General features: G+C 58.5%; 14 protein-coding genes. 6 read left to right on the top strand and 8 right to left on the bottom strand.

Annotated elements, in window-relative coordinates; genetic code table 11:
- Positions 1 to 37 precede the first annotated feature (37 nt).
- The 4 genes from lpxC to DXY16_RS12015 are packed head-to-tail and all read right to left on the bottom strand — an operon-like array spanning position 38 to position 4,984.
- Positions 38 to 901 carry a UDP-3-O-acyl-N-acetylglucosamine deacetylase gene (gene lpxC / locus DXY16_RS12030; RefSeq protein ID WP_115121417.1) on the bottom strand — a complete coding sequence of 288 codons (864 nt, stop codon included), beginning with the start codon at positions 899 to 901 and terminating at the stop codon, positions 38 to 40.
- Complete coding sequence (locus DXY16_RS12025) at positions 901 to 3,195, bottom strand: BamA/TamA family outer membrane protein (RefSeq protein WP_115121416.1); 2,295 nt, start codon at positions 3,193 to 3,195, stop codon at positions 901 to 903. The genes lpxC and DXY16_RS12025 overlap by 1 nt, the downstream gene beginning before the upstream one ends.
- Positions 3,196 to 3,239: 44 nt before the next feature.
- A complete protein-coding gene (purC, locus tag DXY16_RS12020; RefSeq protein WP_115121415.1) occupies positions 3,240 to 3,992 on the bottom strand; it encodes a phosphoribosylaminoimidazolesuccinocarboxamide synthase in 753 nt (250 codons plus the stop codon).
- Positions 3,993 to 4,027: 35 nt separating this feature from the next.
- Positions 4,028 to 4,984, bottom strand: coding sequence for a hypothetical protein (locus DXY16_RS12015; RefSeq protein WP_115121438.1), 957 nt, complete (start codon positions 4,982 to 4,984; stop codon positions 4,028 to 4,030).
- A 98-nt stretch (positions 4,985 to 5,082) separates the two neighbouring features.
- On the opposite strand from DXY16_RS12015, the gene purD reads away from it, so the two are divergent.
- Positions 5,083 to 6,414, top strand: a complete 1,332-nt coding sequence (gene purD, locus DXY16_RS12010) for a phosphoribosylamine--glycine ligase (protein WP_115121414.1) — start codon at positions 5,083 to 5,085, stop codon at positions 6,412 to 6,414.
- Positions 6,415 to 6,439: 25 nt separating this feature from the next.
- Entirely contained in the window at positions 6,440 to 8,503 is a 2,064-nt protein-coding gene (locus tag DXY16_RS12005; protein WP_115121413.1) for an ATP-binding protein, read from the top strand.
- Positions 8,504 to 8,537: 34 nt separating this feature from the next.
- On the opposite strand, the gene kaiC is transcribed toward DXY16_RS12005, so the two are convergent.
- From kaiC to DXY16_RS11990, 3 genes are all read right to left on the bottom strand, one after another.
- On the bottom strand, positions 8,538 to 10,076 hold the full coding sequence (gene kaiC / locus DXY16_RS12000; RefSeq protein WP_115121412.1) for a circadian clock protein KaiC: 1,539 nt from the start codon (positions 10,074 to 10,076) through the stop codon (positions 8,538 to 8,540).
- 65 nt (positions 10,077 to 10,141) lie between these two features.
- Positions 10,142 to 10,501 (bottom strand): circadian clock protein KaiB, encoded by a 360-nt coding sequence (gene kaiB, locus DXY16_RS11995; RefSeq protein ID WP_115121411.1) that lies wholly within the window; start codon positions 10,499 to 10,501, stop codon positions 10,142 to 10,144.
- Positions 10,498 to 11,415, bottom strand: a complete 918-nt coding sequence (locus DXY16_RS11990) for a circadian clock protein KaiA (RefSeq protein WP_115121410.1) — start codon at positions 11,413 to 11,415, stop codon at positions 10,498 to 10,500. Before DXY16_RS11990 ends, kaiB begins: the two co-directional genes overlap by 4 nt.
- Positions 11,416 to 11,578: 163 nt before the next feature.
- Here DXY16_RS11990 and rplU point away from each other — a divergent pair, with 163 nt between their 5' ends.
- Both rplU and rpmA read left to right on the top strand, forming a co-directional pair.
- Positions 11,579 to 11,929 carry a 50S ribosomal protein L21 gene (rplU, locus tag DXY16_RS11985; protein WP_115121409.1) on the top strand — a complete coding sequence of 117 codons (351 nt, stop codon included), beginning with the start codon at positions 11,579 to 11,581 and terminating at the stop codon, positions 11,927 to 11,929.
- Positions 11,930 to 11,968: 39 nt separating this feature from the next.
- Positions 11,969 to 12,235 carry a 50S ribosomal protein L27 gene (rpmA, locus tag DXY16_RS11980; protein ID WP_115121408.1) on the top strand — a complete coding sequence of 89 codons (267 nt, stop codon included), beginning with the start codon at positions 11,969 to 11,971 and terminating at the stop codon, positions 12,233 to 12,235.
- 198 nt (positions 12,236 to 12,433) lie between these two features.
- Here the strand turns inward: rpmA and DXY16_RS11975 are convergent, their stop codons facing one another.
- The gene (locus DXY16_RS11975; protein ID WP_115121407.1) at positions 12,434 to 13,183 is read right to left on the bottom strand and encodes a bifunctional 2-polyprenyl-6-hydroxyphenol methylase/3-demethylubiquinol 3-O-methyltransferase UbiG; all 750 of its coding nucleotides are present in this window, start codon (positions 13,181 to 13,183) and stop codon (positions 12,434 to 12,436) included.
- Between DXY16_RS11975 and truB the strand changes: the two genes are divergently transcribed.
- Together truB and DXY16_RS11965 are read left to right on the top strand one after the other, a co-directional pair.
- Positions 13,182 to 14,165 carry a tRNA pseudouridine(55) synthase TruB gene (gene truB, locus DXY16_RS11970; RefSeq protein WP_115121406.1) on the top strand — a complete coding sequence of 328 codons (984 nt, stop codon included), beginning with the start codon at positions 13,182 to 13,184 and terminating at the stop codon, positions 14,163 to 14,165. The two genes, DXY16_RS11975 and truB, sit on opposite strands and share 2 nt — an antisense overlap.
- Before the next feature lie 58 nt (positions 14,166 to 14,223).
- Entirely contained in the window at positions 14,224 to 15,006 is a 783-nt protein-coding gene (locus DXY16_RS11965) for a YebC/PmpR family DNA-binding transcriptional regulator (RefSeq protein WP_115121405.1), read from the top strand.
- The last annotated feature ends 315 nt before the right edge of the window (positions 15,007 to 15,321 follow it).

Here is a 15,321-nt window from a genome sequence, read left to right as displayed (position 1 = left end):
TTCCGCGGGGGCAGTGGAGTCCAGGGTCAAGGGAGGTTCAGCTTGGGGAGTGAGGGGAGTCGACAAGGGCCGAGGCCAGATCGGTATGAAGCCCATGGGAGCCTCGATAGACCAGCACCTGCGCCGTAGGGAAACCAACCAAAGCCAGATCCCCAATCAGGTCCAAGAGCTTATGGCGCACCGGTTCATCATCAAACCTCAGGGGCGGATTCAGCCAGTGATCCCCATCACAGACCAGAGCGTTGTCGAGGGCACCGCCCTGGATCAGCCCTGCTTCGCGCAGCTGTTCCACCTGATCACGGAAACCGAAGGTTCGAGCCGGAGCAATCTCCTTGACGAACAGCTCGGGAGTAAGCGTGAGAGACAGTTGCTGACGACCGATCGCACCCTGGGGAAAATCAATCACACCGACCAGACTGAAATGCTCTGCAGGAACGGCAGTAATCACGCTGCTGCCTCGATGCCTGACCAAGGGCTGATCCAAGTGCGGGCGTGGGGGACGAGCAGTCGACGCAGGGGAGAGACCGACTTCGCCGATCGCCTCAACCCATCCTTGGGCAGACCCATCGAGAAGCGGTACTTCGACACCACTGGCTCGGATTTCAGCATGGGTGATCCCTGTACCAGCAAGAGCTGCCAACAGATGTTCCACGGTCTTGAGACGACGCCCAGCACCAAACTCCAGGGTGGTGCAGAGCGGACTGTCACGAACCTGACTGGGATGCAGCTCCACTAGCTCTGAATCAGCAGAGCAGTCGTGCCACGACACCCAGAAGCCGGCTCGATCGCATGGAAGAAGGGTGACGGAGACGGACTCACCGCTGTGAAGGCCCACACCGGAACGTGTCACGGGCCCGGCAAGAGTCCAAGCCCCCTCATAATCCGCCGGCCAGGACGTCATCAGAACTTCCAGCCCACACCCAGATTGAAACGCCAGTCACCAGTGAAGTCTTGGCTTGCCACCTCCAGGCGAAGGGGACCGACGGGAGTGGTAACAATCACACCAGTACCCACCGAGAAACCGGAGCCCGGCTTGTCCAGCAGCTGACCAGGTTTACCGGGCACATTCGCCTGAGATCCAAAGTCGGTGCCGGCATCAGCAAAGATTTCACCCGCGAAGATGCTGATGATCGGGAAGCGATATTCGATCGTGGCTTCACCAAAGCTCCGTCCGACTGCAAGATCACAGTCGTACCAGCCACGCACGGAATTGGAGCCCCCCAGGCAGAACGCTTCATAGGGAGGGAGCTGACCAAGCACAGTGCCGGCCTTGAGCTGAATACCAATGGCCTGAGGGCAATTGGCCTTTTCTCCGGGCTTAGGGCGGCAGCCCTTAGCCAGCTTGAGGAAATTGACAGGAATGAAGTGGGTATAACTCGCTCTCACCCGGTTGAAGGTCGGAGAGTTCTCACCAACGGAGACGAACTGCTCGGTTCCAAAACTGAAGAAGTTGCCTGATGTGGGATTGCGAGGATCGTTGAGATTGCTGTAAGTAGCAGCAAAGCGCAGGCCAGCAAGATTGTTCTCGGTGGCGCAGTTAAAGGCGATGCAGATGACGTCGTCATTCGGAATCCGGTGATCCTTAATCCGGTCATTCGGCAAGGCATAGGAACGGGTGTCGCCAGCGAAGTTGATCGGCCGAACATTTTGAACATTGAGACCAACAAGCACGTTCCACGGAACGAACTTGTAAGGATCACCACCATTGAGAGGTCGGGCGAAAATGACGTTGCCGCCAACGCGCTGCAAGGCCACCGAATCACCTTCGTATTCAAACCAACTGGTGTTTGGGAACTCCTTGCTGGCCTGGCCGACACTCTTGAAATTGTCTGTATTAAACGAGCTGGGGGGATTGTTGATCGAATAGGCGTAGCCACCGCCGTTGTCGTCGTAATCACTCAGCGTCAGGATGTTGCCATTGTTCTGGCTCTGGAACACCTGGGGCACTTCCCGACTGAGGAAGAGCGAGGTACGGAAGGAGGTGCGGTGCTTGTCACCCTTGATCCAAGGGTCTGTGAAGGTGAAATTAGCCAGTCCGCCGTACTGGCCATAGGTGAGGTTCAGAGCAAGATTCCAAGCCCGTCCAAACAGGTTGCTGTCGGAGAGCTGCACCTGACCGAAAACACCCTGACTCTGGCTGTAGCCCAGACCACCGGAGAGGGAACCGGTGGACTGTTCGACGATGCCCAGGATGATGGTGACGTTGCCGGGTTCCCCAGCCACCGGCTTCAGCGTGACCTTGACATCACTGAAGAGAGAAGTGCCATAAAGCCTCTTGAGATCTCCCTCGAGCTGGGTCCGATTGAAAGGCTCTCCTGCCTGGATTGAAATCTCTCGGGTCACCACCCAGGGACGGGTCTTGCCTTTGATGGGTTCGCCCTTGTCGTTTGTCGTTTCACCATCCTTATTGAGGAACTGAACCTCAACGCCGGCGACGGTGCCGATCACCACCTTGAGTTGCACCACACCGTCGGGACTCACCCGGCTTGGCCCTGAGACCCGCGCCAGGGAATAACCCTCCTTGCTGTACCAGCCCTGCAACTCCTTCATGCGCAGCTGCAGCTCGCTGAGATTCAGCGTGCGGCCGTAATCGGAGCTGAAGGTGTCGGCGATCACACTGTCAGGGATCTTGGAGTCCGAAGGCTCAAGCTCCACCTTGGTGAGCACGGGGTTGGGCACCACCTGCACCACAAGCTGCACACCCAGGGGGCCGTTGACCGGCTCGATGCGCACATCTGAGAACCATCCAGATGCATAAATCGCATCCAGATCCAGCTTGAGTTCATCGCGGGTGACGCGACTCCCTGGCCTCACCGCCATCGCGTCATAGGCGGCCAGTTCAAGCCGCTCCTGTTCGGGATGACCGGCAATCCCTTCGATCACCACCTCGCTGATCAAAACCCGAGGCTGTTGAGGCTGCTGGTCCTCAATCGGTTGGCTGATAGGCACTGGATTGGTTGCTGGTGCCTGCTCAACGTCAATCGTCTCCACCTCAGAGGCTTCAACCTCCAACTCCTCGACCTCACCCGTCTCTGTCGTGCCTTCCAGCACATCCACGGTGACAGCCTCGGTCTCTGAGACAGTCTCCGTCTGCGCTCTTGCAGGAACAGTGGTGAGAAGCGGGAGGGCCAGTGCAAGGCCTAGCGCCCCCTGCCGAACGGCGTCCTTGGTCCGGCTGGAGGTGAAGTTGACCATGGAGGGGCAGCAATCGGCCCAATGGCCGCAGAATCACCGAGACCTTACCGGTAGTTGCGGGGGTTCGGGCAGGCCCCTTGGACCCGTTTGCAGACCTCCCCGTAGGCCTCGATCAAACCGCCGAGGTCCTGACGGAACCGATCCTTGTCGAGAATGCGCTGCTTGGGATCAGTGGTACGCAGATCCCAGAGCCTGCAAGTGTCAGGGCTGATCTCATCAGCCACCAGCAATTCTCCGGATGGATTACATCCCAACTCCAGCTTGAAATCCACCAGCTGCAGATCTAGACCGCGGAAAAAAGGCACCAAAACGGCGTTCACACGTCGGGCAAGAACTTCAATGGCCTGACGCTGCTCAGCACTCACCAGCTGAAGCAATTCCAAGCGTGATTCGGTGAGGAGCGGATCACCAAAAGCATCATCCTTGTAATAGAGGTCAAGCAGTGCTGGCTCCAGGCTGGTGCCCTGAACGATCGGAGTCTGTTTGCAAAGCGAGCCCGTGGCCACATTGCGCAGCACGACCTCCAAGGGAATGACCTGCACTTTCTGAACCGCCATCCAGGTCTCATCCACCAGACCGAGGAAATGAGTCGGAATGCCCTCCTGTTCAAGGAGCTCAAACAACCGCGCTGAGATCTGACAATTCAAACGTCCCTTATCGGCGATCTGTTCGCGTTTGAGGGCATTGAACGCCGTGGCATCGTTTTTGTACTCGACCAAGACCCAGTCGTCCTGATCAGCGGCATAAACACGCTTGGCCTTGCCTTCATACAGCAGGGGACCGTGGGAATTGGTCATGAAATCGCAATCGAGACGAGGGCGAACGGCCCTTCCTAATCCGATTCTCCCAGGGAGGAGCTCCCCCCAAGTCCCCGAGGAGATCTGAGTTGTCGTTCCAGCTCCAAGCGCCTTTCCTCAATCGCCGTTCTGTCTGAATCCTCCCGAATCAGTTGCCAGAGGGTGTAGCGATCATCCAGACGAGTGGCCAGACGCTCAAGCCTGGCTCGAGGCCTGGCGCCATCACCCCCCGCTTTCCGTTCCAGCCTCAGCTGGATCTTGAGCAAATCCTCCGCCAACGACCAGGCCTCGGCCGCCGCTGCTTGATCGAGGGCTGTTTCCAAGAGGTTGGTCGCGTCGTTCTGACCCAACTCCTCAAGCCAGAGCGCGGCCCGAGCAAGACGAGCGGCCCCCTCACGACCAAAACTTGGGGCCGACAGTGCCACTGCTGCAGCACGGTCAATCCGTCCGGCCGCCGCCTCGTGTTCCGCCAACTGATCCAGAGCGAGACGGGTGATGGTTAAACCGGTAGCTGTTTCAACCAGCGGTAACTGCACCCTCTCCAGTCGCGAGAGATCACCCTCTGCCAGACGTCGAAGGGCAAGAATCGCGCGCTGGTGATCGAGAGCCGCGGCCGCCGCACGCCATGACAGCACCAGCCACTCCTGGCGCTCCAGAGCCGAGCCAGGTCCATACCGACTGAGCACCCTCTGAGCACTCTCTGGTGCCTTACAAGCCAAAAGGGCGCTGGTATTGGCGGTCACCACAGCAAAGGGCTGGGGCGCTGGTGCGACCAGCATCAGGCGATCGCGCAAGTCCTGCAGCCGTTGCTTCAACCCAAAGCGAGCCGCATCACGACAAGCCTGCTGCAACTGGGCAAGGTCATCGCTTTGCAGCATCCGTAGGTAGTGAACCTCGGCGATCGGCTCGGCATCGACAGGGGAAGAGACCGGTTGCACCGCCAAGGGAGTGGCCGCCAGCAGCAGGGAGAGAGAGAGGGAGGAAATCCCCATGGGGCAGCCGTTCAACAAAAATGGACGCAGATCGACCGTGGCGATCCGCCTCACGATCCGTTCAAACCTAAGGGCCCTGCCCCGCAAGTTCCGCTGCCATGGCCAACTCAGCTTCCGGTCTTCAGTCGCTTCCCCCTCTGCAGAGAGTGCTTGTGGTGGGGAGTGGCGGGCGGGAACATTCTCTCGGTTGGGCCCTCAGCCGTTGCCCTGGGATCGAGCAGGTCTGGGTTAGTCCAGGGAACGGTGGCATTCCAGAACGGACGGAAGGACAAACGCAGACCTTCAGCAAACTGCCTCTGAGTGAAGGAGATCGAGACGGTCTGCTCCAGCATTGCCGCAGCGCATCGGTGGACCTTGTGGTGGTCGGTCCGGAGGCACCTCTCGCTGCAGGGCTGGCGGATCACCTTCGGGCCGCCGGGCTCGCCGTGTTTGGCCCCGGTGCCGATGGCGCCCAACTTGAAGCCAGCAAAGCCTGGGCCAAACAGCTGATGGATGAGGCAGGTATCCCGACTGCAGGTCACTGGGCAATCAGCAGTGCAAACGAGGGGCTGGCCCTGCTTGAGCAACTGCAGCGGCCGCTTGTGGTGAAAGCCGATGGACTGGCCGCTGGCAAGGGCGTCACCGTTGCCACCAGCGTTACGGACACTGCAAGCGCGATCCGTGAGGCCTTCGGGGGGCGCTTCGGCAGCGCTGGTGATCGGGTGGTTCTAGAGGAATGTCTGCAGGGGCCCGAGGTCTCAATCTTCGCCCTCTCTGATGGCGAACGGATGGTGATCCTTCCCCCGGCTCAGGATCACAAACGGCTGCTAGAGGGTGACGCAGGGCCGAACACGGGTGGCATGGGTGCCTATGCCCCCGCTCCCCTACTGGATGCCGAAGGACTTGAAACCGTTCGTCGGCAGATCCTTGAGCCGACACTCCAGGCACTACGAGACAGGGAGATCGACTACCGCGGCGTGATCTATGCCGGACTCATGCTGACGGCGAATGGTCCACAAGTGATCGAATTCAACTGCCGGTTCGGAGATCCGGAATGTCAGACCCTGATGCCCCTGATGGGGCCCCAGCTCGCCCAGGTGCTGCAGGCCTGTGCCATCGGGCGGCTTGATTTAGCACCGGCGTTGACCATCCGCTCAGACTGCAGTGTCTGTGTGGTGGTAGCCGCGGCAGGGTATCCGGATGCTCCCCGCAAGGGAGATCCGATTACGAGCCAGCTCGAGGCTGGAGCCAGCCATCAACTCTTCCATGCCGGAACCCGATTGAACGAGCAGGGCATCCTGGTGAGCTCTGGCGGTCGTGTGCTCACCATGAGCGCTCAAGGATCCGATTTCGACCAGGCCTTCGCTGCCGCCTATGAAGCTCTTGCGAAGGTGACCTTTGAAGGGATGCAGTATCGCCGCGACATCGGACATCAAGTGCGACGGGCCTAGGCTCATCGTCACGCTGTTCGGCGCGATGGCCACCAGCACCCCTACCGCTCCAGACCCGGCGTCCTCGGACACCGCTGCAACCTGGTGGCAACAGCTCACAAGCTGGTGGGCGGAATTCAGCCTTCAGACCAAGCTGCTGGCGATCGCCACGCTGGTGGTGAGCCTGATGATGACAGGCATCACATTCTTTGCACTCAACGGAATTCAGCGCGACGCCGTCATGAATGACACGCGCTATGCCCGGGATCTTGGCCTGTTGCTGGCCGGCAATGTCAGCGAGTTGGTGGAGAAGGGCCATGACAGGGAACTCGCCAACGTGGCTGAAAAATTCTGGCGCTCCAGCACCAGCCTCCGCTACATCTTTTTTGCCGATCCTGAGGGAGTCGTCTACCTGGGAATTCCCATCAGCGGCACTGCAGCAAATGGGAGTACTGACCTGCGCCTGAGCCGTCGGCTTGAATTACCTGCCGAACTGCAGACGCGACCGCAGAATCCCCTGGTGCGTCAGCACCTCACCCCCCAGGGCAAAGTCACCGATGTGTTTGTGCCACTGGTGCGCAATGGTCGCTATCTGGGTGTTCTTGCCCTTGGGGTAAACCCAAGCGAAACCGGACTGGCCAGCGCCGCCCTCACCCGTGAGGTCACGGTGGCGGTGTTCATCTCCATCTGGGTGCTGGTGATTCTCGGCGCAGTGTTCAACGCACTGACCATTACGCGACCGGTGAAGGAACTGCTGCGGGGGGTGCGCCGGATCGCCACCGGTGATTTCCAGGCCAGGATCGGCCTACCCGTGGGCGGTGAACTCGGGGAACTGCTGGATGGCTTCAATGCCATGGCCTCCCAACTCCAGGCCTATGACGCCGCCAACATTGAGGAGTTAACCGCTGCTCAGGTGAAGCAGGCCTCCTTGATCGCCACGATGGCTGATGGCGCCGTGCTGCTTGATGAACGGGGCCGGATCGTGCTGGCGAACCCAACGGCACGACGCTTGTTCCGCTGGGAAGGCCGCAAACTGGAAGGACAGGATTTTCTTGGAGAACTGCCCGAACTCCTGGCCATTGAGCTCCACAATCCCCTGGATGCTGTACTGAGCAATGTCTCCGACAGCAATGAGCTAAGACGCAGTGTCGGCGAACCACCCCGAACTTTGCGGGTTGTATTTCAGGCGGTGCGAGATGCCAGTGGAGAAAGCCTGAAGGGCATCGCCGTGACCATTCAGGACCTCAGCCGAGAGGTGGAACTGAATGCAGCCCAGAGCCGGTTTATCAGCAATGTCTCCCACGAGCTGCGCACACCGCTGTTCAACATCAAGAGCTACGTGGAAACTCTCTATGACATGGGGGATCAACTGACTGACGAAGAGAAACAAGAATTTCTCGGAGTTGCCAACGCTGAAACCGATCGCCTCACACGTTTGGTGAATGACGTGCTCGACCTATCGAGGCTGGAATCGGAACGAACAGTGCAATTCAGTCCAATCGAACTGAGACCGGCCATGGAGCAAACGTTGCGCAGCTACCAGCTCAATGCCACCGATAAGGATGTGACGCTGGAACTCGATGCAGCACTTGAAACGCCAGAGGTCTTGGGCAACTGGGATCTGCTGCTGCAAGTGCTCGACAATCTGGTGGGCAATGCTCTCAAATTCAGCCGCCCAGGTGGAGTGCTCCGAATCACTGCCTACACCTGGCCTGACCTCTGCGCGATGACATCGCCCGCGGACGGCCCCCCAGCAGCCAACAACGCCCCCTTCTGTGAAATGGTTTCACCCATGCCTCGGCTACGGGTGGAAGTTGCCGATACCGGATGTGGCATCAGCGAAGCCGATCAGCAGCGCATCTTCGATCGGTTCTACCGGGTGGAAAACGCGGTTCATACCGAGGTGGGAACTGGCCTCGGGCTATCGATCGTGCGAGGCATCATTGAAAAACACGGGAGCACGATCAGGATGAGCAGCGAGCTAGACGTGGGGACCACCTTCTGGTTCGACCTGCCTCTAGCTGCAGCTGATCAGGACGAACTGGAACTGCAGGCCGAGCGACAGAGCCGCCAGCAGCAACTCGAGCTAGCAGAGGAACTGAGCGTCTGAGTCGAGAGCGCTAAGCCTTCTCGTGCCCTAAAACTCAATCTTCAGGTGAGACACCGCGGACAATCCGTGAGAGCTCACTGCGCTCATCGGTGGTCACGCGATGGGGAACACCACTGATGATTCTTTCGAAATTGGAGAAGGAATCTTTGATCTCCGGACCATTGCCTGTGATCACAAACTCGCGAATGCCCTTGTCATGCCATGAACCACGCATCTTGAAGACATTGAGCGCGCGGGCCATCTCGCCATGAATTTCCACATACTGCAGCAGCAGAATCGTGTCAGTAATCGTGGAGATATGGGAATCAGTGATCGAGTGACTTCCCATGAACTCTTCAGAAGTGTTCGTAAAGAAGCCCGCAATTTCTTCCTGCTTGGCGTAACCGGTCACACCAATCACAAACTGGCGGAAGGCGTTGTGACTGACGCCTCTGGCAAGGGCCGATAAGGAATCGATCGCCATCCGCGACGGCTTGAACTGACTGATCTCTGTCTTAATGATCTGCAGGTGGTCTTCGAGACCAGTAGATTCGGGGTAGGCACAGATGATCTTGAGTACTCCATCCTGCTCCATTTGCTCAAAATCAATTCCCCAGCTGGTGGCATTGCGCAGCAACTGGGCGCGTGATTCCTCGTAGGCGAACAAGATTGCTCTTTCCTTGTTGCGGCATGCATCCTCAATAAACTTCGACACCAACAGGGTCTTACCCGTTCCAGTAGCGCCGGTCGCAAGGATGATCGAGTCCTTAAAGAAGCCGCCACCGCACATCTCATCGAGACGCGGCACACCAGAACTAATGCGCACATTGGACGAGCGCTGAGTGAGGCGCATCGCTCCCAAAGGAAAGATGCTGATGCCGTGCGCACCCATCGTGAACGGGAACTCCCCCTTCATATGGGTGGTGCCGCGCAACTTGAGAATCTCAACGGTGCGGCGTCGGCGCTCACCCTCAAGAACATTTCTGAGAATAACTACATTATCGGAGACAAATTCTTCAACCCCGTAACGAGCAATTGGGCCATATTCATCAATGCGCTCTGTGGTCATGACCGTAGTAACGCCAATCTCTTTCAAGCGCGCAATCAGACGAAAGATCTCCCGACGCACCACAAAAACAGCATCGTACTGTTGGAAAACAGCAGTGATCGAATCGATCGCAACTCGCTTGGCCTTGTATTTGCGGATCGCATAATTGATCCGCTCAATCAGACCAGAGAGATCAAAACTGCCAGCTACATCCTGACCATCTGGATCTGGGGATGCATCCAAAATGAAGAGCTTATCTTGCTCCACCATCTCCTGAAGATTCCAGCCAAAACTGGCTGCATTGCGAAGAATATCGAGTGGCGACTCTTCAAAGGTGACAAAAATCCCGGGCTCGTCGAAGTGAGCAATGCCGTTGTGCAGAAAATGCAGTGAAAACACAGTCTTACCTGTGCCCGAGGTGCCGCTGATCAGGGTGCTGCGGCCAATCGGGAGACCGCCATGACAGACATCATCAAAGCCCTCAATCCCCGTTGGGAGCTTCTGGACCTGCATCTGAGGTGAGCCCGTGGAACCTGAGATCTGCATGACAAATGAGGGTTATTCAGACGCTAATCACGAATGGAGGCAAAGGCGATAGATCAGGGCCCTGCTTAAGGTTCTGTGGGCACTTCGTCAGCATCCTCCAATGCGTCCATCAAGGATGAGCCCAGGCCAGCATCAGTGAGCTCGTCATAGAGGAGATCGAGACCGATCAGCACCCGCTCTCGATCCGAAAGATCCCCGATAATGCGTCTCACCGGAGGCGGAAGAATCTTGGAGAGCGTTGGGGTCGCCAAGATCTTGTCCTCTTCTGCCAACTGAGGATTCTTGAGCACATCAATCACCTTCAGGGCGTAAACCCCCTTAAATTCAGTCTCAAGAATGTTGCGGAGCGTTTTCAGGGCCCGCATTGAGTTGGGGGTGTTCCCCGCCACATAGAGCTTGAGGATGTAAGTCTTGCGAGGACTCATGAGGACAGCTCCCGACGCGCTTCAGACGATGCAGCCACGGATAACGATCCTGGCGAAGCGCCGGTTCCCGCCAGCGGCGCTTCGGTTGGGATCGAGCGGCGATACATCTCACAGAGATGGGCCATCACATCAAGAAGAGCCAAGCGGTAGTCCTGCAGGAAATCGTTCTTGTGCCCTTCAAGTCTGAGCTTCTTCCAGAAGTCGTCAATCAAGTTCATGTGGATTTCAACAGCACGGGTGATCGGAAGATCTGCAAAAAATGCCGTATTCACAAAGCTTTCCAGGGCCTGATTTGCCGCTGCCGGATCGCGGAAATAACTCAAAAGCAAGTCTCGGTAGGTCCGCTCCAAAGACTTCAGCAGCTCCTCCTGCTCATCAGGAGGAAGATTGCTGAGCGAACGCGATGGATCGCGCTTGTAGAAGACGCCGAGGTAACCAAGACGTTCCTGAAGCCGGCTGGTGAGACGCCAAGCACTGCTCTCGACCGCGACTCCCCCCTGCACGTTCAGGGCCTGGCCTTCTTCCTGACGCTCCTCCTTCTGGCCTTGACGCAGAAATCGCGAAATCGCAGCATCAACGTTGTATCCCAGCTGCTCAATTTGATCGACAGGCAGGTGGACCTCTTCAGGGTGGTAGTCCACCCGACCCATCACCTCCCCCACCACCACAGCAGGGAAGAGGAGGCCGGCATCGAGCAGCGACTGCCGCAATTCGGGTTCGAGCAGTGATTGCTCAATCACCACAGCATCAACCGCTTCACGTTTCTGCTCGAGAGCCGCCTGAAAATCCTTGACGTCGGCTGTCAATCCCAAATCCACAGTCGTGTAGCGGTTGCTGGGCAACCATGAACGGCACGCCGTCACCAGGTCCTGCGTCTTCACAAGCAGTGCGATGGAGAGGGCCGGACCATTCATCCTTCGCAGGATTGCTCTGACTTGATCTTGACGAAAGGGGAACCAAAGGTGGAGGATCTTTGTTTGTCTTTCGATTGCGGTTCAGGCCGAATCGAAGCCGAGGGCCTCGGAGCTTTGCTCCGACATGTCATTGCTTCGAGCCTGTCCGCGTCGCCTTCTCTCCATGGCAGACCCAAGTACCGAGACCTACGCGATCGTGGAGGCTTCAGGCCAGCAGTTCTGGCTGCAGCCCAACCGTTATTACGACCTGGACCGCCTCCAGGCCGGAGTTGACGAAACCATCACCCTGGACAACGTGCTTCTGGTGAAGGACGGCAAGGGCACCACGCTCGGCCAGCCATATATCAAAGACGCCACCGTTGAGCTCAAGGTGATGGATCACCGCCGTGGACCGAAGGTGATCGTCTACAAGATGCGCCCTAAGAAGAAGACACGTCGCAAGAATGGACATCGCCAGGAGCTGACCCGTGTGATGGTTCAGGCCATCAAGGTCGGCGGCACGGCCATCAGCTGACACTCTCCACACCACCCCCTCACTTTTCAGGCATCACTCATGGCACATAAGAAAGGCACAGGCTCCACACGTAACGGACGCGACTCAAATTCCAAGCGCCTTGGGGTGAAGGCGTACGGCGGAGAAAGCGTCACGGCCGGTTCGATCCTCATCCGCCAACGCGGCACCTCTGTGCTCCCAGGCCTGAATGTGGGTCATGGCAAGGACGACACCTTGTTCGCGCTCACAGACGGCATCGTGACCTTTGAGAGTATTCGCAGGGGCCTGCGCAACCGCAAGCGCATCAGCGTGAAGGCCGCCGGCTAAGCCTCACCCCTTTTTAAGCTGACGCAGGGTCAAGACGAACCCCAGCATGGCTGAGCCCCAGCAGCACAACATTGTTGGGGCTTTTTAATGCCTTAATGCCGAGCGATCCGCTCGAGGAACAGGCTTGCTTGCGCTTCACCCATCTCAGCGCCTGCTCTGCCGCTCAAGACGAAGCGATCAACACTTCAGAGCTCGTTCTCAAAGGGGTCGGTAGGCACGAGTGGTGATCAAAAAGGGATGGAACAGCTCAAGGAAACGACTCTGCAAGGTGCGAAAGAAACGCTCCACAAGTGCCGGATCATCGAAATGGAAGGGGTACTCACCGTTGTCCCCCTTGAAGAAATACCAGTTGAGCAGAGCGGTGCCACCGGGGGCCATGGCCGCATGAAAGAGGTCCAGCTGGGCAGAGGGATCTGGCAAATGTTCCAGGACATCGAGGCAGACCACAGCATCGAAGCGCTGATCAGAGCAGCTCTGCAAATCACGATGCACCGACAGCTTGTGACCAAGCCCAAGGGAAGCCGACCTCTGGGTCACAAAGTCGCGGTTATGCGGATTGAGATCCACAAACCACACATGCTCCACCTGCGGCAAAGCCGCCGCCGCCAAAGCATGGGTTCCAATGCCACCGCCAAAGTCGAGCACCTGGCCTTTGGCGAACTGCTGCTGCAGCCGCAAGGTATCAGCGATGTAGTCAGAACTGGTCAGATGCCAGGCCGCAAGCTCCAGTAAATGTCCTGTACCGACGGTGTCTTCGTAGAAACCAGTGGCATCGTCAGGTTGAAAAGCCCCTGGATGGAGAGCAGCAAGGTCGTCTGTGGCACGTTTCAGCCGCAGCTCCACCTCATCCAGAGGCAGGTTCAGATAAGCACTGAGATGGGCTTTCACCGCCAGGCCGTCTTTAAGAAAAGCCGCCACGTCCACAGTGCGGTCCCGGAGCTCTTGCATGGGCCGATCTCACGCCGCGGCCAACCTACCGGGCCACTTGAACTGCCACAGTCCTCTCAGGTTTGTGCATCTGGCGGTCGTGGGTCCCTTTGGCTTTGTGGTAATCGACAAGCCCGCAGGCCTCACCTCCCACAGTTGTGTCAGTCGCCTGAGACGCTGCTTTGGACTGAAAAGGGTCGGCCATGGCGGCACCCTGGATCCTGCTGTCACTGGCGTGCTTCCGATCGCACTCGGTGCCGCGACGCGTCTGCTGCCTTATCTGCCTGGGGACAAGACCTACCGCGGCAGCATTCAACTCGGCAGAACCACCAACAGCGATGACCTCGAAGGCGAGGTCCTGACGAATCAGAGCTGGCCAGCTCTCTCAGCCAACGACCTCGAAGCAGCCCTGCACACCTTCCGTGGACCGATTCAACAACGACCGCCCCAGGTCTCCGCAGTGCACGTGGACGGAGTACGCGCCCACGAAAGGGCTCGACGCGGCGAACACATGCATCTACCGCCGCGACCCGTCACCATCCACCGCCTGGAGATGCAGGGCTGGGATCCCAACAACGGCAGACTGGATTTAGAGGTGCACTGCTCCGCTGGCACCTATATCCGATCACTGGCCCGCGACCTTGGGGAACAGATTGGCTGCGGCGGATGTCTCGCAAGCCTGCGGCGTATTCAAGCCCTCGGATTCCAGATCGAGCAGGCTTCCCCCCTGCCTGAGTGGCCGGATGAGAGCGACGCAACGAGCCAGCGCCTTCCCCCGGTTCTGCCACCCCAACAGGCCCTGAAGCATCTGGCCGCACACGAGGCGTCCGATACCGACAGGGAGAACTGGCGTTGTGGACGACGACTGCACATTGCCAACGGACTGGGGTCCGTCGGAGAGACCCTGATGGTGGTGCACCACTCTGGCCAGATGCTGGGTCTTGGCTTGATCGAGGCCGACAGCCAGCTGCGACCCAAGGTCGTGTTCGATGCTCGCGGCTGAATCCTGGCCAGCAGCCAACCGGTAGCCTGCCCTGAAGCGGAAGGGCGCTCGCGATTCGATGGCTGGCCACAGCAAATGGGCCCAGATCAAACGCACGAAGGCGGTGGTCGACGCCAGGCGAGGTGCCGTGTTCACCCGGATCGGTCGCGAGATCACGGTGGCTGCTCGGTGTGGTGGCGATCCAACCGGGAACTTTCAACTGCGCACCGCCATCGCCAAAGCCAAAGCCGCTGGCGTTCCTGCCGCCAATATCGAGCGGGCGATCGCCAAAGGGTCCGGTCAGGGCGGCGACGGAATCAATCAACTGGAAATGATCCGCTATGAAGGCTATGCCCCAGGTGGGGTGGCGGTTCTTGTGGATGCCCTCACGGACAACCGCAATCGCACAGCGGCCGATATTCGCCTGGCCTTCAGCAAGAACGGCGGCAACCTGGGCGAAAGCGGCTGCGTCAGCTATTTGTTTGAACACCGAAGTGAGGTGCGCATCCGTCACGGCGCAGCGGGGCAGCGGGGCACCACAGCAGCTGACAGCGTCCAAGAGGAGGCACTTTTAGAAACCCTGCTGGATCTTGATGCCGACAGCTATGAGCTGGGCGACGACGGCTCTGCCCTCGTGCATGGCCGCTTCGAGGCCCTGGAACAGTTGCAGAGTGGACTGAGGGACAGTGGCTGGTCCGTGCAGGAGTGGGGACACTGCTGGCATCCGCTCACCAGCGTCACCCTCACCGATCCGGCCACCGCTAGCGAGTGCCTCAAACTTCTCGAGGTGCTCGATGAACTGGACGATGTCAGCAGCGTCAGCGCCAACCTCGATCTCGCCGAAGGGCTACAGATCGACTGACATGACTGGTTTTTAGAGCGAAAGTGACTGCCTTCAAATCGGCAATGGATCGAATCATGCTTCGACATCTGGTAGCGAGAGGGTGGGTGCGGTGTCAGCCAAGGTGGTGACTGAGATCTGAGCCGTTCACCAGAGTTTCACCAGATGTTGGCTTGATTCGCACTAGAGGCATGCACTGGGGGGCACCAGAAGGACTGTGACCTTGAAGGAGTCGAGGGGGCAACACCCCCCCATCTGAAATCACCCCTCCAAGTCAATGGCCAACACCACTCGCTCCACATTCACGCCTTCCGCTCAGTTCATCGAAGCCGGAGA

The organism is Synechococcus sp. UW105 (assembly GCF_900473935.1).
Taxonomy (GTDB): domain Bacteria; phylum Cyanobacteriota; class Cyanobacteriia; order PCC-6307; family Cyanobiaceae; genus Synechococcus_C.
Note: the sequence above shows the minus strand (reverse complement) of the source record. Positions and strands in the feature narration are given on the sequence as shown.